Annotated in this window: 17 protein-coding genes; 11 read left to right on the forward strand and 6 right to left on the reverse strand. The window is 53.6% G+C overall.

The window, feature by feature from the left end; translation table 11 throughout:
* Positions 1-20: 20 nt before the first annotated feature.
* Both dnaA and HS100_21170 read right to left on the reverse strand, forming a co-directional pair.
* On the reverse strand, positions 21-1,370 hold the full coding sequence (gene dnaA, locus HS100_21165) for a chromosomal replication initiator protein DnaA (protein MBE7436440.1): 1,350 nt from the start codon (positions 1,368-1,370) through the stop codon (positions 21-23).
* A 482-nt stretch (positions 1,371-1,852) separates the two neighbouring features.
* Positions 1,853-3,529 (reverse strand): GAF domain-containing sensor histidine kinase, encoded by a 1,677-nt coding sequence (locus HS100_21170; protein ID MBE7436441.1) that lies wholly within the window; start codon positions 3,527-3,529, stop codon positions 1,853-1,855.
* 81 nt (positions 3,530-3,610) lie between these two features.
* Here HS100_21170 and HS100_21175 point away from each other — a divergent pair, with 81 nt between their 5' ends.
* The 8 genes from HS100_21175 (at position 3,611) to HS100_21210 (ending at position 10,733) form a co-directional block, all read left to right on the forward strand.
* Positions 3,611-4,894 carry a hydroxymethylglutaryl-CoA reductase, degradative gene (locus HS100_21175; GenBank protein ID MBE7436442.1) on the forward strand — a complete coding sequence of 428 codons (1,284 nt, stop codon included), beginning with the start codon at positions 3,611-3,613 and terminating at the stop codon, positions 4,892-4,894.
* A gap of 44 nt (positions 4,895-4,938) precedes the next feature.
* The gene (locus HS100_21180; protein MBE7436443.1) at positions 4,939-6,090 is read left to right on the forward strand and encodes a YgeY family selenium metabolism-linked hydrolase; all 1,152 of its coding nucleotides are present in this window, start codon (positions 4,939-4,941) and stop codon (positions 6,088-6,090) included.
* A gap of 11 nt (positions 6,091-6,101) precedes the next feature.
* Positions 6,102-6,566: a hypothetical protein gene (locus HS100_21185; GenBank protein ID MBE7436444.1), complete on the forward strand. Its 465-nt coding sequence runs from the start codon at positions 6,102-6,104 to the stop codon at positions 6,564-6,566.
* A 6-nt stretch (positions 6,567-6,572) separates the two neighbouring features.
* Complete coding sequence (locus HS100_21190; GenBank protein ID MBE7436445.1) at positions 6,573-6,785, forward strand: hypothetical protein; 213 nt, start codon at positions 6,573-6,575, stop codon at positions 6,783-6,785.
* 11 nt (positions 6,786-6,796) lie between these two features.
* Positions 6,797-7,546, forward strand: coding sequence for a metallophosphoesterase family protein (locus HS100_21195; GenBank protein MBE7436446.1), 750 nt, complete (start codon positions 6,797-6,799; stop codon positions 7,544-7,546).
* Between the two features lie 21 nt (positions 7,547-7,567).
* Positions 7,568-8,209: an HAD family hydrolase gene (locus tag HS100_21200; GenBank protein MBE7436447.1), complete on the forward strand. Its 642-nt coding sequence runs from the start codon at positions 7,568-7,570 to the stop codon at positions 8,207-8,209.
* 195 nt (positions 8,210-8,404) lie between these two features.
* A complete protein-coding gene (locus HS100_21205; protein MBE7436448.1) occupies positions 8,405-9,481 on the forward strand; it encodes a hydroxymethylglutaryl-CoA synthase in 1,077 nt (358 codons plus the stop codon).
* An 85-nt stretch (positions 9,482-9,566) separates the two neighbouring features.
* Positions 9,567-10,733, forward strand: a complete 1,167-nt coding sequence (locus tag HS100_21210; GenBank protein ID MBE7436449.1) for a thiolase domain-containing protein — start codon at positions 9,567-9,569, stop codon at positions 10,731-10,733.
* Here the strand turns inward: HS100_21210 and HS100_21215 are convergent.
* Both HS100_21215 and HS100_21220 read right to left on the reverse strand, forming a co-directional pair.
* Positions 10,730-11,104: a hypothetical protein gene (locus HS100_21215; protein ID MBE7436450.1), complete on the reverse strand. Its 375-nt coding sequence runs from the start codon at positions 11,102-11,104 to the stop codon at positions 10,730-10,732. The genes HS100_21210 and HS100_21215 overlap by 4 nt on opposite strands.
* Complete coding sequence (locus tag HS100_21220) at positions 11,089-11,655, reverse strand: sigma-70 family RNA polymerase sigma factor (GenBank protein MBE7436451.1); 567 nt, start codon at positions 11,653-11,655, stop codon at positions 11,089-11,091. The genes HS100_21215 and HS100_21220 overlap by 16 nt, the downstream gene beginning before the upstream one ends.
* A 195-nt stretch (positions 11,656-11,850) precedes the next feature.
* On the opposite strand from HS100_21220, the gene HS100_21225 reads away from it, so the two are divergent.
* The gene (locus HS100_21225) at positions 11,851-13,149 is read left to right on the forward strand and encodes a DUF4097 family beta strand repeat protein (protein MBE7436452.1); all 1,299 of its coding nucleotides are present in this window, start codon (positions 11,851-11,853) and stop codon (positions 13,147-13,149) included.
* Between the two features lie 26 nt (positions 13,150-13,175).
* Positions 13,176-13,514 (forward strand): hypothetical protein, encoded by a 339-nt coding sequence (locus HS100_21230; protein MBE7436453.1) that lies wholly within the window; start codon positions 13,176-13,178, stop codon positions 13,512-13,514.
* Between the two features lie 78 nt (positions 13,515-13,592).
* On the opposite strand, the gene HS100_21235 is transcribed toward HS100_21230, so the two are convergent.
* Entirely contained in the window at positions 13,593-13,991 is a 399-nt protein-coding gene (locus HS100_21235; GenBank protein ID MBE7436454.1) for a DUF2177 family protein, read from the reverse strand.
* Between the two features lie 55 nt (positions 13,992-14,046).
* Entirely contained in the window at positions 14,047-16,932 is a 2,886-nt protein-coding gene (locus HS100_21240; GenBank protein ID MBE7436455.1) for an alpha-amylase, read from the reverse strand.
* Between the two features lie 54 nt (positions 16,933-16,986).
* Between HS100_21240 and HS100_21245 the strand changes: the two genes are divergently transcribed.
* The gene (locus HS100_21245) at positions 16,987-19,266 is read left to right on the forward strand and encodes a GAF domain-containing protein (GenBank protein ID MBE7436456.1); all 2,280 of its coding nucleotides are present in this window, start codon (positions 16,987-16,989) and stop codon (positions 19,264-19,266) included.
* Positions 19,267-19,335 lie beyond the last annotated feature (69 nt).

The raw sequence follows: 19,335 nt of genomic DNA on the forward strand, positions 1-19,335 counted from the left end.
CTGTTTGGATTCCGGCCAATTTATACGACCACAGACTGATTGTATAGTTGCTGCTTGATCGAGGCGATATCTTGTTCCAGCCGCCTATCTGCATGAATCTGTTCCTTGATCTTTTCGTAGGCAGACATCACCGTGGAGTGGTCCCGCCCGCCGAGGACTTCACCGATCTGGGGAAAGGAGATTTTCGCCTCTTCGCGCAGGAGATACATGGCGATCTGCCGCGGCAAGGCTATTTCCTTGGTGCGGTCGCGCCCGAGCAGTTTTTCAGCAGTTAAACCGAATTTTCGTGCAACAAGGTCGACAACGTGATTAGGTTGAATGTCGTTTTTTGACGGCATCAGATCCGCCAGCGCCACTTCCACAAGGTCTGGGGTGAGAGATGCCCCGCTCAAATCCGCGTAGGCGATGATGCGGTTAAGAGCGCCTTCTAGCTCGCGGATGTTCGACTGCACGCGCTGGGCAATGCTTTCGAGGATCTCATCCGAAATTTGCCTGCCGGTCCGTTCGGCTTTGGAGCGGAGGATGGCAAGCCGGGTTTCGAGGTCTGGAGCCTGGATATCGGCAGTCAGCCCCCACTCGAAGCGGGAGCGCAGCCGTTCTTCGAGCGTGATGAGTGATTTTGGCGGCCGGTCGGACGAAACGATGATCTGCTTGTCCTGCCCATGCAATGTATTGAAGGTGTGGAAGAATTCCTCCTGCGTGGATTCCTTCCCGGCGATGAACTGGATGTCGTCGATCAAAAGCACGTCGGCAGAACGGTATTTTTCGCGGAAAGCCTGCGTGGTGTGCGTGCGGATGGCGGCGATCAGGTCGTTGGTGAATTCCTCTGATGAAACGTACAGGACGTTCAACCCGCTGGCGTGACAGGCATTGCCGATGGCGTGAAGGAGATGGGTCTTGCCGAGTCCGACGCCTCCATAAAGGAAGAGGGGGTTGTACGCCCTCGCAGGCTTGTCTGCGACCGCCTGACAAGCCGCATGTGCAAGCCTGTTGCCCGAACCGACCACATAGGTGTCAAAAGTGTAGCGCGGATTTAAGGTCACATGGCGGGGTTTTGGCTCAGGCGGAGTAATTTGAATCGAAGCGGGTGCCGGATCGGGGTCCAAAGTGGAAGCGATATCTTCCGATTGGGAAACTATGAACTTCACCGACACTTTCGAGTTCAACGTATCGATCAAAAGCTTATTGACAGTGGCGGCAAGGCGCGTATCGAGCCAGTCGCGCGCGTAGGCGTTACGGACTCCTACCGTCAGCATCCCGTTATCGTAGCCAACGGGGCGGGTATCGCGCACCCAGGTATCGAAGGATGCGCGCGGCATATCCATTTGGAGTTGCGCAAGGACGGTTTGCCATGCCTGTTCAGCGTTCATAGTTGTTCCTCGATGTTCAAGATTTCCGAAATTTTGACGTAGATGAAACTAACCCGCCTTTCTGGGCGGCTTTTTCGAGTTTTCGTTTGAATCTGTTGTACTTCTTCTTTCTGGGATCAGCGGATGAACTCTATCAAGCAAACATCCGTTATTTCAGCGTGCGCTTATTCTAGCAGAATATCCCAATGAATAATAGTCGTTAGACCTACGTGAAGTTAAAAATTTTTGTTTTTTTAAGATTATCCCATCTTAAAGAATCTTTATGATTTCAAGTTAAACCTGATTTTTTACTAGAACAAGCGTTTCAGCCATGAGCGCCCAATTACCGCACGCCTACCCCCATATATGGGTATTGGAGGCGGAATCGACATAAGCATGATATTTCTATGTTAATAAATGTTCATGAACAACATTCACGATTCAAATCGGATGAGACTCAAAATCCTGCGATTCAATTTGTGATCATGAATGTTTTGCGCGTTTCATTGTTTGATTCCGCGCGGAACCCATGCCAACACCGTCGTTCCTTCGCCTTGAATCGATGTAATATCGACATCACCACCCGATGAACGCGCGCGAGTCTGCATATTGGCAAGTCCGTGACCGATGAATGTGGACATTTTTTCAACATCAAAGCCCTTTCCATCATCGTTGATCTCCAATAAGGCGCGATCTTCCGTCGTCCAAAGCGAAATTCGGACGTTTTTTGCCTTCGCATGCTTGGCGGAATTCGCCAACGCCTCCTGGCATATGTGAAATAATGCGAGAGATTGAGCCTGAGTCAACTCCTTCATCTCGGATTCGGGCGATGTAAATAACACTTCAGAGAATGTATTTGCGCGATATTCAGTGATCAGGCGCTTGATTCCGTTCATTAAGCCGTCGTTTCCGAGCTGGCGGGGTCTTAAATCGAGAATATACGCTCGTAAATCGCGTATTGCCTGGTTCAAACCCTCGATGGCATGGTCGATTTTTGCCTTCGCTTCGTCCGAATCTTCAATGACAAGGTGTTTTGCGCCTTCCAAACCCAGCCCAACCCCGTAAATCGATTGAATGATGCCGTCATGAAGGTCCATACCGATGCGATTGCGTTCCTCCAAGACCGCCAACCGACGCGCATTGGCGTGTAATCGGGCATTTTCGATGGCAAGTCCAGCCCATGCTCCGACCGCGGAAAGCATCTGAACGCTTCGATCTTCGAACGGAGCCTTCGAACGCGTGGCGACGCTCATCACACCCATCACGCTTTCACTTGAAATAAGAGGAATACTCAATATTTGCCGAAAACCGGCCTTCACCACCGCCTTGCGCAGGAAACTTTCATCCTTGGCGAGGTCTGTGCTGATCATTGGACGCCCAATTTTCGCAACGATTCCCGGATACCCCTCACCCACCTGGAACAAGTTTCTCGTCCAAAACGCCTCGGCGGCTTCCCCGCGGTGGAGCATCATGCGTAATGTGGTCTTATCCTCTTCCAGCAGGAAGATCTCCCCCGCTTCCATTTTCAAATAGTTCATCACCAACCCGAGGGCTTTGTTCAGGATTTCGTTGAGATCGAGGCTGGAGGTCAACGCAGAGGCGATATCGTTCAAAAGGTTCATGTCCACATTGCGACGGGTCAGCGCGGCGTCACGTTCCATCATGTTCTCGATCAACCGCGCGTTGGTGATGGCGGTCGCCGCATATGTGGCGAGCATTTGTATGATCATCTCGTCGTCCGACGAGAAATCATCGGCGTCCTTTTTCTCGGTCAGGTAGATCTGTCCCAATTGGCGGTCACTCGTCCGAATTGGCATACCCAGGAAGGAGACCATCCTTGGGTGGTGATCGGGAAAACCCACAGACTTGGGATGATTTTGAATTACGGGAACACGCAGGGGGGATTCGGTGTCCATCAATTCCCCGATCAAGCCGCGTCCCACCGGCGGATGCGCGATACGCTTGACCGCGTCGCGGGTCATGCCTACGGAAATGAACTTTTCGAGTTTCCCTTTTTCATCCAGAACGCCCAATGCGGCATATTTTGCCCCCGCCTGTTCGCAGGCAGTGGATGCGATCCTTTCCAGCAAGGTATCCAGCGAAACATCCTTAACCAATTCAAGGCTCGCCCGATGAAGCGCAAAGAGGCGTTCCTGTAATTGCTCGCGGGTTAGAAGCATCCAAACTCCTCCTGCAAATTATACCAAGACCTGTTATTTGATAGAATTTGCCAGCAGGAAATTGTTAGCATAGGACACAATATGACAACATCCCGAATCTCTGGTTTTTATAACATGACGCTCGAAGAGCGTCGCGCGAAAATTGAGGAAGCGCTCTCGCTTCAGACTCCGCCCGATCTTGGCGCGTGGACCTCAGGCGGGCTCTCCGCTGAAGCCGCCGACCACATGATCGAAAATGTGATCGGTCTCCATAGCCTGCCATTGGGCATTGCGCTGAACTTCATGGTCAACGGACGTGATGTGCTCGTGCCGATGACGCTTGAAGAACCGTCTGTTGTGGCAGGCGCTTCGTTTATGGCAAAACTTGCCCGCGCAGGCGGCGGATACCAAGCCACCACCACCGACCCGCTCATGATCGGGCAGATGCAGGTCATTAATGTGCCCAATCTCAATGAAGCAAAACTAAAGATATACGAGAAGAAAGCCGAACTGCTCGCCGAAGCGGACTCGATTGACCCGATCCTCAAAAAGTTCGGCGGCGGTGCAAGAGACCTCGATGTTCGAGTATTCGAAGATTCGCCAATTGGCGGATTCCTGGTTGTTCATCTAATCTATGACGTCCGTGATGCGATGGGCGCGAATGCGGTCAATACAGCTTGCGAAAGACTCGCGCCAAAGATCGAAGCCATCACCGGCGGGAAAGTTCACCTGCGCATTCTCTCCAACCTCGCAGATAGGCGCATTGCCCGCGCACGTTGTACAATCCCCGTAAAAGAATTAGCTTTCGATACCTTCTCCGGTGAATCTGTCCGCGATGGAATCATCGCCGCCTACGCCTTCGCCGCCGTGGACCCGTACCGCGCCGCTACCCACAACAAGGGCATTATGAACGGCGTGGACTCGGTGGTCATTGCCACAGGCAACGATTGGCGCGCCATTGAAGCGGGCGCTCATGCCTATGCCGTCAAAAACGGACATTACACCTCCCTCTCCACCTGGGGAAAAGACAGTGAAGGCAACCTCGTCGGCACGCTCGAAATACCCATGGCGGTTGGCATCGTCGGCGGAGCGACCAAAGTCCACCCGGCGGCGCAAGCCGCAGTCAAACTCATGGGTGTAAAAACTGCCAATGAATTAGCTGAGATCATCGTTTCAGTGGGACTGGCTCAGAATATGGCAGCTCTCCGCGCTCTCGCCACTGAAGGCATCCAACGCGGACACATGTCACTGCATGCGCGTCAAGTTGCGATCGCCGCAGGTGCGGAAGGTGATTTGATCGAAAAGGTTGCGGCGCAAATGGTGGCAGAGAAGGTTGTGAGAATTGACAGGGCGGAAGAGATTTTGAAGACGATGAGTGGAAAGTAGAAAGTGGTAAGTTGGTAGATTAGTAGATTGGTAAATGGTGACTCATGGATACCGAAGCCTTAATTGAATTTACACAAAAGCTCGTCCGCCAGCCCAGTTTGTCTGGTGAGGAAGGCGCGGTCACGAGACTCGTCGTGGACGAGATGAACGCTCTCGGCTTTGATAAGGTTTGGGTTGACAAATACGGTTCCGCCGTGGGAATGATCCGCGGGGCGCAGGCGGGTAAGACTCTGCTTTTTGATGCGCACACTGATACGGTGGGAATCGCTCCCGGGTCCGTCTGGACTCGCGCCCCTTTCGGCGCCGAAGTGACCGACACACACATGTACGGGCGCGGCGTGATGGACATGAAAGGTTCACTTGCGGCGATGATCCACGCGGCGGCGAGCGCGGACAGAAACAAACTCGGGGGCACAGTGGTAATTTCGGCTTCAGTGATGGAAGAGGTTTACGAAGGCGGCGCGCTCAAAGCTGTGATGGACGAGGTCAAGCCGGATTATGTCGTGATCGGCGAAGCGACCCAACTCAACCTGGCACGCGGCGGGCGCGGACGGGCAGAGATTCATCTTGAAGCAATTGGCAAGCCTGCGCATTCATCGTCGCCGCAATTGGGCATCAACGCTATTCATTTGATGACGAAGGTCATCGCAGAGATCGAAAAACTCCAGGTCAAGGAATATCCGTTGATGGGTCCGGGAATTTACGCGCTCACCGACATCATTTCGGAGCCCTACCCCGCTTACTCTGTAATCCCCGCCAAATGCAAAGCGACCTATGATCGCCGCCTTCTGCCAGGTGAAACACCTGAAGGTGTGTTGAATGAAATTACTTCATTGTCTGCACTGAAGGATGTCAACTTCACGGCAAGAATCGCGCAAAGCGACCACATCACCTACACAGGCGAAACGCTAACCGCGCATAAATTCTTCCCGGCTTGGGAGTTGGATGAAGATAACGAGTTTGTGCAAATGGCATTAAAAGGACTTCGCGCCTCAGGGCTGGACCCGAAACTGGGTGCCTACCGATTCTGCACCAACGCCGCTTACAGCATTGGCACAGCGGGCGTCCCAACCATTGGCTTTGGTCCCGGCGCGGAAGGGGACGCGCACGTGGTGGATGAACAGCTTAGTTTGCTTGAATTGGAAAAGACGGCGCGGGGGTATGTTGGGATTATTGAAGCGGTGTTGGGAAGATAGAAAGCGGAAAGATGAAAGAGGATAATCTTCTCTGGCAAATCCGCTATTTTGTTTACTCACACATTGCAGAAGCCACCCGCCCACCTCGCGTGGATGAAGCCGCCGCGCATTTTGGAACCTCAATTGAAGAAGCCACAGAATTTTATAAAGAACTTCATAACCGCCACGCTGTGTTCCTCGATTTAGACAAGATGGCTATCCGCATGGCAAATCCGTTCTCAGGCATTCCCACCGATTTCAAAGTCCTTGCCAATGACAAGACCTACTTCGCCAACTGCGCCTGGGACATGTTCGGCATCCCTGCCGCTTTGCATTGTGACGCCCTCATTGACGCAGTTTGCACAGGGAGCAACGATACCGTCCGCATCGAAATCAAAGATGGGCAAATTACCAATCACCAATTTACCAATTCCCAATTACTAATCCACTTCCCCCTGCCTTTCGCCCGCTGGTACGATGACCTTGTCTTCACCTGAGCAACCATGCTTCTCTTCCGGTCGGAAGAATGGGTTGATAAGTGGTGTAAACGAAACGATCTCGAACGCGGCGAGATGCTCAATATCCAACAAGTATGGGAGCTTTCCAAACTTTGGTACGGCAACCGCATGTCGCCCGAATATCACGGGCGCAGCATGGAGCAGGTCGCGGAGGTTTTCAGGCAGGCTGGGTTGATGTCAAAATTTTGGTATACATAAAGGAAAATAAAATGAGAATCCTTGTCTTATCCGATGTTCATGGAAACTGCCTGGCGCTCGAAACCGTATTGGCGGATGCAAAAAGGAAAGACTTTGATCATATCGTCTGCAATGGCGATATGGTTCAAGGCGGAGCGCAGCCACATGAAACCGTCCAACTTTTGCGCGAACTGAAATGCCCCATCGTGATGGGGAATTCTGATGCATGGCTGCTGACCGGGGTCGAGACAGATGCGCATTTGATCTCAGAAGAACGCCGGAAGAAATTGAACATCGTCCGCGAGTGGTCGTTGAGCAAACTGAGCAAGGAGGACTATGCATTCATCGACGCATTTCAACCAACGGTCACTGCCGATTTGGAAAACGGCAAGAGCCTGCTCGCTTTCCACGGCTCACCTGCATCGTTCGACCAGATCCTCCTGCCATCCACTCCTGAGGATGAGTTCCAGGAAACTCTCAAACCGCACGCTGACCATATTCTCACCGGCGGACATGTCCATCTCCAATATACCCGCCGCCTGCGGGACAGCCGGAACTTTTACTTCAACCCGGGCAGTGTCGGCGTGGCATACAATCACGAACAGATCAGTGAGCAAAAATTGCTCGATCCCTGGGCAGAATATGCCATTCTTACCTTTGAAAAATCGATTACCCAGCTTGAGTTCATCCGGGTCAATTTGGATATGGAAAAGATGGCTGACATTTACCAAATGAGTGACAGACCGTTCGCAAATGAAGCGATGGGGCAATACACATCTTAACCTCAAAGTTTTTGAATCTTCATGGCGCTTGTTATTTTTGATTTTGACGGTGTTCTTGCGGACACACTTGACGACCTGATACGATTCGGGCAGGAGGCTTGCAATCAATTGGGTGTAAATCATTTTGTCACCAAAGATGACCTGAGCCATCTCGAAGTGATGTCATTTGATACCTTCGGACGGGCTTGTGATGTACCTGAGCATCTTCTGGACGAATTCGTTAAAATCAGCCTGAACCTGTTCGCAGAAATAGAATCTCCGCCCGCTATCTTTGACGGATTGAATGATGTAATCCGTCATCTTTCAACCAGCCATAAACTCGCCATCGTGACGACAAATACAGCACAGAACGTCCGCGCCTTTCTCACCCACCACGGATTGGACAGTCTCGTCCATGCCGTTTACGGTGTGGACACGCCCGGCTCGAAGGCGCAGAAAATATCACTGGCGCGGAAGCGGTTTATGGAGGAATCCGTTTTCATGATCGGCGACTCGCTGAGCGACGTCCGCGCCGCGAAAGAAGTGGGAGTAGTCAGCGTTGCCGTCACTTGGGGACATCAGAGTTTGGAGATGTTACAAATGGGAGAGCCGGATTATGTGGTGAATCTTCCGCATGAGTTAATTCAAACAATTGAACTATTCAACAACATTAGTAATGAATAAAAAAAGGAAGTTCAGGACACGGAAAAAACGGATTTCACAGATTATCACGGAAAAAATTTTAAAAAATCCGTGAGAAGCCGTGCATTCCGTGTAATCCGTGTACAGGGTTTTCTATCCGTGATTCAAGTTAAAATAACAAGATAGCTTTTGCAAGCCCTCACCCGCTACAATCCTCTTACTTACTCAGGAAAAAAAATGACAACTCCTCAACCTTCCCCTACTTTACTTAAACCCGTCAAGCCGGTTGGCATTGTCGGTTATGGCGCGTATGTGCCGCGTTACCGTCTGCCCGCAAAAGAAGTCGCCCGCGTATGGACGGGCAAGACGGGCGGACTCCCCATCAAGGAGAAAGCCGTCCCCGGGCTGGATGAAGACGTGATCACGATGTCTATTGAGGCGGCGCGGAATGCAATGATGCGCGCTCAAATCGACCCGACCGAACTTCGTGCCGTGTGGGTCGGCTCGGAGTCGCATCCGTATGCGGTCAAGCCAACCTCCACGCTCGTGGCTGAAGCCATTGGAGCCGTCCCGAACACCCAAGCCGCAGACTGGGAATTCGCCTGCAAGGCTGGCACAGAGGCGCTCGTCGCTGCGATGGGTTTGGTCGGCTCGGGCATGGGTCACTACGCCATGGCAATCGGCATGGATACGGCGCAAGGCAAACCCGGCGACGCGCTCGAATATACCGCTGGCGCGGGCGGTGGCGCGTATATTGTCGGTCCCGCCGAAGAGTCGCTGGCGGTCATCAATGCTTCGTATTCCTACGTCACCGATACGCCCGACTTCTGGCGGCGCGAATATCAGAAATATCCAGAACACGGCATGCGCTTCACCGGCGAACCCGCCTACTTCAAGCACATCACCGAAGCCGCAACGCATCTCATGGAAGCGGCTGGCACCACCGCCAAACATTACAAGTGGGCGGTCTTCCACCAGCCGAATACAAAGTTTCCGCAGCGTGTTGCGGGTCAACTCGGTTTCTCGATGGATCAGATCGAACCCGGTCTGCTCGTGCCGATCATTGGAAACACATACGCAGGCGCAGCAATGATCGGTTTGACTGCGACTCTCGACATCGCCCAGCCCGGTGAGCGGATTCTTGTCGTCTCTTTCGGCTCCGGAGCCGGGTCCGACGCCTTCGACATTACCGTCACTGATAAAGTCTCTGCCAGACAAAACCTCGCCACGAAGACTCAGGAATATATCAAGCGTCGCACGGAGATCGATTATGCAACGTATGTGCGCTTCCGCGGTAAATTGGCGATGAAGTAGAAAATTCAGTGAATAGGTCATAGAGAATAGTAAAACCAACTATTCACCATTCACTATTCCCTATGACACAATCAGGAAACTATACATGACAGACGTCGTTATTGCAGGAATAGGACAAACCGAAGTCGGCGAGCATTGGGATATTGGTCTGCGCGACCTCGCCTACGCCGCCATCCATGACGCCATTCAAGATGCGGGCGGACTCAAGCCTCAGTCGCTGTTCGTGGGCAATATGCTCGCGCCGAACCTTTCTCGGCAGGCGCACGTCGCTGTGCTGGTTGCGGATTTTGCCGGGCTGAACGGCATCGAAGCTGTGACCGTCGAAGCGGCGGGCGCTTCGGGCGGAGCGGCACTGCGTCAGGGCTATCTCGCCGTCGCAAGCGGTTTCGTGGATGTCGCTCTGGTTGTGGGTGTAGAGAAATTTACAGACAAGGTCGGCGCGGGCGTGGATGAAGCCCTCGCCACCACCGGCGATGCGGATTTCGAAGCCGTGCAGGGCGTGACTCCTGCCGCACAAGCCGCACTCTTGATGAAGCGTTATATGCACGAATATGAGGTCCCAGCCGGTGGATTTGCAGGATTCGCACTCACCGCACATGCCAATGGCGTCGCGAATAAAAATGCCATGTTTCGCAAAGCCATCAAAGCGGAAGTCTACGCCAAAGCGGAGATGGTCAGCGACCCGCTTAACATGTTCGACATGGCGCCCAATGCGGATGGCGCGGCGGCTGTTCTGCTCACCCGGCGGGAGTTGCTGCCGTCGAATTACAAAAATCCGTTAGTGAAAGTGGCTGGCTCAGGAGCATCTTCGGATACGCTGGCATTGCACGACCGAAAAGATATGTTGTTCTTTGATACGGCGCAAATCTCGGCGGGCAAAGCCATGAAGCAGGTCGGGTTGACTCTCGACGGCATTGACTTCTTCGAGTATCACGACATGTTCAGCATTTTTGCCGCCCTGCAATTGGAAGCGGTCGGGTTTGCGATCAAGGGGAGCGGCTGGAAACTCGCCGCGGACGGGTCGATCGGTCTTAAAGGCAGCATCCCCTGCGCGACGATGGGCGGAATGAAGGCGCGCGGATTCACAGGTGGAGCCGCGGGCGTGTATCAAGCTGTGGAAGCAACGATCCAGTTACGAGGTCAGGCTGAGGCGAATCAAGTCAGGGATGCGCGCTTCGGGTTGATCCAATCCCTGGGCGGACCCGCATCCACATCCGTGAGTCACATCCTGCAACGGCTGGATCAAAATTAAGGCTTATCATCCATTGCAAGGCGGATCAAAGCGGGGATGCCAATGCCAGCCAAAAGCCATGCCAAACCTGCGAACTGCGCGGGAATGAGCAGGCGGGCGTTGGAAATAAACCCATGATAAAGAAGAATGCCTTGAAGGCGAAGTTTTGCCAGCACAACGGGCGGAAGGCTCTGCGCGGAAACGAATAACGCGATCACCGAAAGGACGATGGCGCTTGCGACAGCCAGGTCTTTCCATGTAACCAGGGCTGGGCGCTTTTCGACGCGGATGCGCGCCATTAATTCGGGGGCAATGTCGCGCGGCATGGGCGCAAGCGGCTGGGACGAGAGCGCGTCTTCGATGAGCGCGTCATTTTCTAGGCGGTTATCCATGATTCCTCCAATTGGGCAAGCGACTTGCGGAGTTGTTCCTTTGCGCGGAAAATACCCGTTTTGACGGTGCCGAGCGGCAGGTTGAGGGTCGAGGCGATCTCTTCATAAGAAAGTTCATTTTGGTATCTGAGGGTAATGAGCAATTGATATTTGGCATCCAGGTTTTGAATCGCTTCGTCGAGATGCTGCCTGGTCTCGTTTGATTCAAAAACAGATGCGGGTGTATTGAAGTGCGGTTCGGGGATATCCTCCATCACGTCGTCGCCAAGGTCGTTAAGCGACCGCCGCAGGTTGGGAAGCCTGTTGTAGCAAAGGTTCGTGACGATGCGATACAGCCAGGTGCGGAATTGGGACTGCCCTTTGAAGTTGGGCAGGGCCGTCCAGGCGCGCACAAAGGCCTCCTGCGCCAGATCGAGCGCCTCGTTCTCATCTTTGACGACACGCAGGGCAAGGTTGTAGACATATTGTTGATGTTCGCGCACAAGAGCGGCGAAGGCATCAGGGTCGCCTTTTTGGGCTTTTAGCACGAGAGTTTGCTCGGAAGCGGGCATGAAGTCTCTGACGAATTAGACAGTGAAAGGCGGGTAAAGTTTCACATTTGGCTGGAAAACGATGGACGATTGACCATGGACAGACGGTTTGCTCGTCCACCGTCTGTGGTCCAAGATCTGCTGTTAGCCCTTGAAACTTTTTCTCACGACTTCTGTCCAATGAAGTGAGACCATGATAAATCAAGGAGCAAAGTAATGAAAAGACCCCTGGTGATCGTTTTATTAAGCATCGCCTTGTTGCTTGTGATGGCGGGGATCAGCGCAGTAGTATATTTCTCCGCCCGCGAAGGCGGATTCGGATTCGATTCAAACCTCGCATCCGCGACAGCAGAGGAGACCAAAACCCTGAAGGTGGATGCAAAGAAACCGGTCACACTCAACTTGGACAACGATGCCGGGGATATATCCGTTATCGGCGCGTATGTTGAGGCGGTGGAGGTCAAAGTCATCAAGACCGGCAACGCGCCCACCCGATCCCGAGCGGAGGAAGATCTTGGCGACATCCGCTATGAGATCAGGCAGGACGGCAATGCCGTCACCCTGCTGTATAAATTGGACGGGATGCAGACAAATCACATCGATACCGTTGATTTCGTCGTGACCGTTCCCGCCGATACGACTGTCGGTATCGAGACCAACTTCGGCAGGGTGGATGTTGCGAACGTAAACGGCAGCGTGGAAATCGCCAGCGATTTCGGCGATGTGACGGTAAAAGACGTCGCAGGAGCGCTGACTCTGGAAAATTCCGGCGGCGAGATCGAGATTCAAAATTTGGACGCGAAGTCGCAGGATATATCCGTCGACGCCGACTTCGGCAGGATCACACTCGAGAACGTCAAAGGCAGGGATATTTCCATCCGCTCGAACAGCGGCACACTAGCGCTTATCGAAGTCCGCGCCTCGGGCGAGCTGTTTGCCAAATCGGATTTCGGCGATACATCGTTCGAGAACGGTTCCGCCTCATCCCTCACCGTCGAATCGAGCAGCGGCAAGGTAAGGATTGTCAATGCGAACATCCGCGGCGCGCTGGCGGTCACTTGCGACTTCGGCGATATCGAACTGAATCAAACGCTGGCGGGATCCTATGATCTCGATTCAAACAGCGGCGGGATCGTCATCGACGGCGCGAAGAAAAGAATCAAAGCGCATACCGATTTCGGCAATATCACCGTGTCGAATGCGCAGGAAGCCACCCTCGATCTCAGTTCGAACAGCGGCACGATCAGGTTCGAAGGTTCGCTCGGCGCAGGTCCGCACAGGATCAAATCCGATTTCGGCGAGATCGCCCTGACCCTGCCCGCAGACTCGAAATTGAACGTCTATCTCAAAACCGATTTTGGAAACATCGACTCCGACCTGCCCATCACAGTTGTCACGACGGGAAGCACCGGTTCCGATAAGAGTCAGATCACCGGGACGGTCAACGGCGGCGGCGCTCAACTCACCGTTTCGACGAACAGCGGCAACATCACGATCAACGCCCTGGAAGAATAGATTTTTCAAAACAAAAGGAGAAAAAAATGAACAGCGATTTTGTCCCCGTCATCGGCGTTTCCGCAATTCTGTTGATCACCTTTGGCTTCATCGCCATTATGAGGTACATCAATTACAAGGAAAACATGGGACTGGCTGAAAAAGGCCTGACCCGCCCGGAAACGAAAGGAGGAAAAGGCTTTCTGCGCTGGGGAATTGTAATTGCCGCGCTGGGACTTGCCTTCACCATCGGACTCTACCCCATCGGCTTTACCAACGGCGATGGGTATCCGCTTCATCTCGGACCGTGGATGCTGGGAGGCTTCATCCCGCTTTTCCTCGGTTTGGGCCTGGTCCTTCTCCATTATTTGACGGACAAGGAGTAAGCGGCAGGTCGAGAGAATAAAATCTTTGAATCGCCAAGGTTGTCAAGAAAATCTTTGCCGGGCTTGGCGATTTTTATTTTATTTGACGAATCGCCTGCCCGCCCAGACGCTGACCAGTGTTACCGCCGCACTTAAGATCGTTCCCCATGCAAGGTCAACAACTGTGACCAGAACTGGCCAGCCTTCGAGCGTGGCAAGATTGGTCAAATCGTAGGTGGCATAGGTCACCAGCCCGAACACCGCGCCTCGCCGCACCGCCTTGATTAGCGTCCCTTCGCGCACACCTGGCTCGACGACAAACACCACCATGCCAAGGACGAACAGCAGATAAAAAAATCCCGCCGCGAGGAAGTTGGGATTCTCCGCCAGGATATAACCGATCTGCGACTGGTAAAACGACGGCGCAACCAATCCCAGCCAGATCGAGTCGATGGCGAGGAAGGCGAGCAGGGTGATGAGATAGAGTTTGGGTTTCATGGATTGTCGTAAAAATACTCGGTTGGAAAATTTCTCTCCAACCGAGTAGATGGGTTTACTTGCTCTTCTTACTGACCGTCTTTTTCTTTGCAACGGGTTTAGCAGATGCCTTCGCCGTAACTGCTTGTGTAATTTGTGCCTTCTTTGCAGAATCTTTCTTCGATTTTTTCACTTTTTTCGCTTTGGTAGCAACAACCTTCTTCACAGCAGGGGTCTTCTTCACAGATCTAGTCTTAACTGCGGCTTTCTTTGCCTTGGCAGCCGTCTTCTTGACCGCAGCCTTGCGGACGGCGCGCTTCTTCTTCTCTACAGGTTTCTCTTCCATAACCTCATCGGGTTTTGCATACATCTTCCCCCACTCCCCCTGCATGGACGGGACGCCCGCGCCGTTCAATTGATCGCAAATATCCCCCCACTCCTTATCGTAGACAAAGCGGAAGTCCATGAAGGCGTGGCATTGATACGCGCCGAGTTCCACATACATGCCGCTTTTCCAAATCTCCTCGCACGAGCGGATGTATTCCAATTGCGAGGCGTAATCCTTGAAGATGGCGAATCCATCTCGCGGCAAGCCAAGTCCTTCGGCAAGGTTGCGGCGGACAAGTTTGCCCGATGTTTTATCCAAGGCGGGAGCCGAGGTTTTGATCCAGCCTTTTGTGTCTGAATATTTGTTGTGATAAATGACCAGCCCGCGTTCGTCCTGGAAACGATTGCTATAGGCAAAAACATTTTCATCGAGTCCGCCGTAGGGTTTTTGCAGGTCGAAGAGCAGGAAATTCTCCACGTCAGCGAACAGGAATCGGCGGTGAAGAAGCGGGAAGATCCTCCAATCGTGAGCCTGGATCAAACCATCATCCGGGGTCTCATCCCATTTCGGGCTGCGGAATTCCATCCCGTATTTCTCGGCAAATCCCTCGATCTGTCCATGACCGAACATTGGCAAGCCCGGCAGGGTGGCAAGCAGTGTGCATACACCAAAATATTTATCGCCCTTCTCGAACTGCTCAACGGCAGTCTTCTCGTCGGGATTGTTCATGAAGTTGACGTAGCGCTTGAGGATCTGCGGGTCGAATTCGAGCGTGTTCTTGATCGCCATGCGATACTTGGCATTATCTTCGTCGCGCAGCATGTGCATGAACGCGGAGTTGTACACGCGATGCATCCCGAGCGTGCGTACGAAATATCCCTCCATGAGCCAGAAGGCTTCGGCAAGCAAGAGCGTATCGGGAACTTCCGCCGCGACCCGATCGACAACTTCGCGCCAGAACTCGACGGGGATTTTGTCGTCGAACTCCGCCTTGGTCAAGCCGAACTGCGAACGTGAGGGAATCGCCCCACCCGCGCCCGGCTCGGGGAACCACAGACGCTGGATGTGCTTCTTGGCGAGTGTCATCGCCGCATCGAAGCGGATGACCGGAAAATTGCGCGCCACGTGCAGGATGACTTGAATGACCGCCTCGCGGACCTCGGCTTTGGTGTAATCGAGTTGGGCGGTGTCGTTCCATGGGAAGGATGTGCCGTCGTTGCCGTGATAGATAAATCGCAGGTCGCCGGTCTGCAAGTCACGGCGTTGAAACACAACTGCGGCATCGGTTTTGTCATAGTAATGGTCTTCGAGATAAATGCCCACGCGCAAATCATCGGACAGGTTTTCAGACCGAAACGAATAAGACGGGTAGGGCGAATGAGACATGGCCAGGAACCAATCGGGATGTTCGATCACCCACTTCGAGTCGATGCCCATGTGGTTCGGGACCATATCCGCCGAGAGGCGAATCCCGCGCGACCATGCCCGCGCGCGCAAATCTTCCAGGGCAGACCACCCTCCCAAATCCCCGGCGATGTCGTAGGAGTTGAGGGAATACGCCGATGCAACCGCATCCGCCTGACCCATGCGCTGTTTGATGCGCTGCGAGGCGCGGCTTCGCTCCCACAGGCCTATCAACCACAAGCCGGTGAATCCGCGCGAGGCGAGCAGGTCCAATTCTTCATTGGGGATTTGGTCAAGGGTGCTTATCGCGCGTTTGTATCTTTTCGATAACTGGTCGAGCCACACGTATGTGTTCTTGGCGATCAAAACGAGTCGCGGCATCCAATCCTGGTCGGGACTGTAGCGTTCGTATTCGGAATATTCCCCCGACAAATAATCCGGCAATCGGATCTCCGCGCCGAAGGTGTCCGTCGGTCCCTGCTTGCGGATGATTTCTTCGCGGAGGTAATCGAGGGCGCGCAGAAGGCGGGTGGAAAACTCTTTGCCGAGCACATGCCCCCAGCGTTCGAGGATGAATTTCAACTGTCCTTCGAGAGAATCGGGAGAGGCTTGAATGGGTCCATTAAGAATATCCACCAATGTTTCCGCCCGCCCCGAGTCGTCATCGCCCAAACCCGGCTGCCGGGAGAAAAATTCGAGAAGACGGCTGGTAAATTCTCCAAATGCCGAGCCGTCCATGACGGAAGCGTCGAATAAATCCCTGTACGAAGCGATGGCGGGATTCTTATTGGCGTTATTCACCAACAGCATCTCATCGATTGCCGCCGCGCGGACCCCGTAACCCATCTCGCCTACGTTTGCGATCTTCGTCGCCAGGTACATCCCCGCCGACATCTCGCCGCGGAACACAACCATGGGCGGAAATTCCTCGGTGAACTTCGTCAGGGTCAGGTCGTACTTCGAGCCAAGCGTCGATTGGAGCGACCCCATGGCGCGTGCCATCACGCCGGTGTAACGGCTGTAGTAATGACGAAGCAGGATGTGATATGCCTCATCGAGCAGAAAGATCACGTAAACATCCGAGACCGAAACGGGGCTGGAGCGATGCGCCGACATCTGTCCGGCAAACGCCCTTGCTGTGGCAAGATCGGTAAAAACAACGCGCCCATCGGGGCGGAAAAATTCACGTGAAAAATTATATTTAAGCCGGGCAGACCGCGAAGTAAGCATGATAACAATGATAACCGATTATCTGTGAATTCGAGTAAAATTTCCGCCAACATTATGAACTCATCATTGGCGCAAGTCATCATTTTATTGCTGCTCGGCGGGTTCTATCTGCCGGTCATTTTCTTTGCCGTCCAACGGCGGGAGGAAGGCCAGGGTGGAGCCACCTGGCTGGTGGTTTTGTATGCCCTGCTCGCGATGGTCATCAACATCGCGGAAGCCGTCTGGCAGGCCAGTGAGGGCACCCTCCTTTTCCAGGAACTACAGACCTATATCGCGTTCACGCTGGGCGTCATTATGATGCTCACGCTCCAGGTATTCCTGAAGCGCGAATTCTGGTGGGCCTGGATCGGTTATTTTGGCGCATGGGCTCTGGGTCTCGCGTTGATCCTCACCAACGCTTTGAACCTGCCGGAGACGCTTTGGACGAACGGCGAGTTGATCCTTTACCGTTCCCGGCTCGGTCCCGCATGGGTAATTTTGGGCTGGATCATCCTGAGCATCGCCCTGATCCTCAACCTCTCGTATTCCCAAAGACAAAGCCGCCAGCCGCTTCTACGCGGCAGACTCGCATATTGGTGGGCGCCCGTTTTCTTTACCCTTATCAGCGATATCCTGCTCTTTTCCGGCATATTGATCACGGGTCAGCCGCTCAGGCTGCTCGTCGCGGTCGGGATCGCATACGTGGTCGGCACGCATTATGTCCCGGATTTGAAAAACATCACGCGGCGCATACTGATCTATCTTGCCAGCATCATTGCCCTGGTCGGTTTCTATGCCGGCGGTTTTCTGGTCATTCAGGCGTTGTTCGGAAATAACGAAAACTACAATCCGTTGATCGCCGGCACGGTGGCGGCGCTGTTCATCGCCATGCTCTTCACCCCGCTCAATGCCCTCGTCTCGCGTGCCATCACAAAATGGATGAAGGGCGACCAGTACGACGCCAGCATGACCATTCACCAGTACAGCGAGAGCATCAGCAACATCCTCGATATGGACCGGCTTTCCAGCATCGCGATTGGAATCATGCTCGAAGCGATGCAGATCGAACGCGGGTTTCTATTTCTTGTCGATGCCGAACGCCAGGCTGACGGCCGCAGGACGTATAAGATCCGCAATGCCCAAAGCCCGGAGGAACGCCAGCATGTGGCTGTCGAATTGGAAGAGGACGGGGTCATCGCCTCCAACTTTATCCGCGAGCAGAAACCGCTTCTTCAATATGACCTGGATTTGCATCCGGCGTTTCGAGCCGCCTCCCCCCTCGAGCGGACCTGGTTCAACGACCTGCGCTGCGAGGTCTACATTCCGATCTTCGCAAAGAAACAATGGATCGGCATGCTCGCGTTCGGCTCGAAATTAAGCGGCAATCGATATACCCGCGAAGACCTTTCCGTGCTGAGCGCGCATGCCAACCAGACCGCCGTCGCGCTCGAAAATGCCCGCCTGGTGGATAACCTCATGCGCCTGAACAATGAGTTGAGACAGGCGCGCCGCACTTTGGAAAAGAACAATCAGGAACTGCAACGCATCGACCAGGCGAAATCCGATTTCATCAGCATTGCCTCGCACGAACTTCGCACGCCGCTCACCGTCATCAAGGGCTATACCGAGATGCTGATGGAAGACCCAAAACTTGAAAATGGCCAAAAGGGCATGATGAAGGGCATCCACGACGGGACGATGCGCCTGCATGAAGTGATGGATTCGATGTTCGACATCGCCCAGCTCGACGCGCGCTCCCTGATCCCCCACCTTCAGCCTGTGGACCTCGCCCGTTTGATCGAAAAGGTTTGTTCAGACCATATTAAGACGATCCGCGAGCGCGAGCAAAGCCTGACCATCAAAATTCCCTCCCTGCCCCTTGTCAAAGCTGATTCCCATTTGCTGGAGAAGATGATCAACCATTTGGTGCAAAACGCCGTCAAGTTCACACCGGATCGAGGCAGGATCTCGTTGACAGGCAGGCAGATTCCCGCCATCGTCAACCTGCCGAATGGCGGCGTCGAGATCATCGTCAGCGACACCGGCGTGGGCGTGGACCCAAATCTCCGCGAGGTCATTTTTACAAAGTTCTATCAACCCGGCGAGTTGGGCAAACACTCCACGAGCAAGTCGCGTTTCAAAGGCGGAGGCGCTGGCTTGGGTCTGGCATTATCCAAAGGCATCGTCGAGGCGCACGGAGGGAGAATCTGGGTGGAAAGCCCCGGCTATGACGAGGTCAACTTCCCGGGCAGTCAGTTCCATGTCATCTTTCCGCTCACCAAACTCGAGGATGGAGAAATCCATAAGACCGGGGAACCTGCGATTCTTGATGTAACCCCGGCAATCGCAAAGTAATCGAGCAACACTGCTCCCTTTCAGAAGCCGGAGAACGAATCTCCGGCTTCTGTTTTTTTATTCAGGGAT

The organism is Anaerolineales bacterium, from assembly GCA_015075725.1.
In the GTDB taxonomy this organism is placed as follows: domain Bacteria; phylum Chloroflexota; class Anaerolineae; order Anaerolineales; family Villigracilaceae; genus Villigracilis.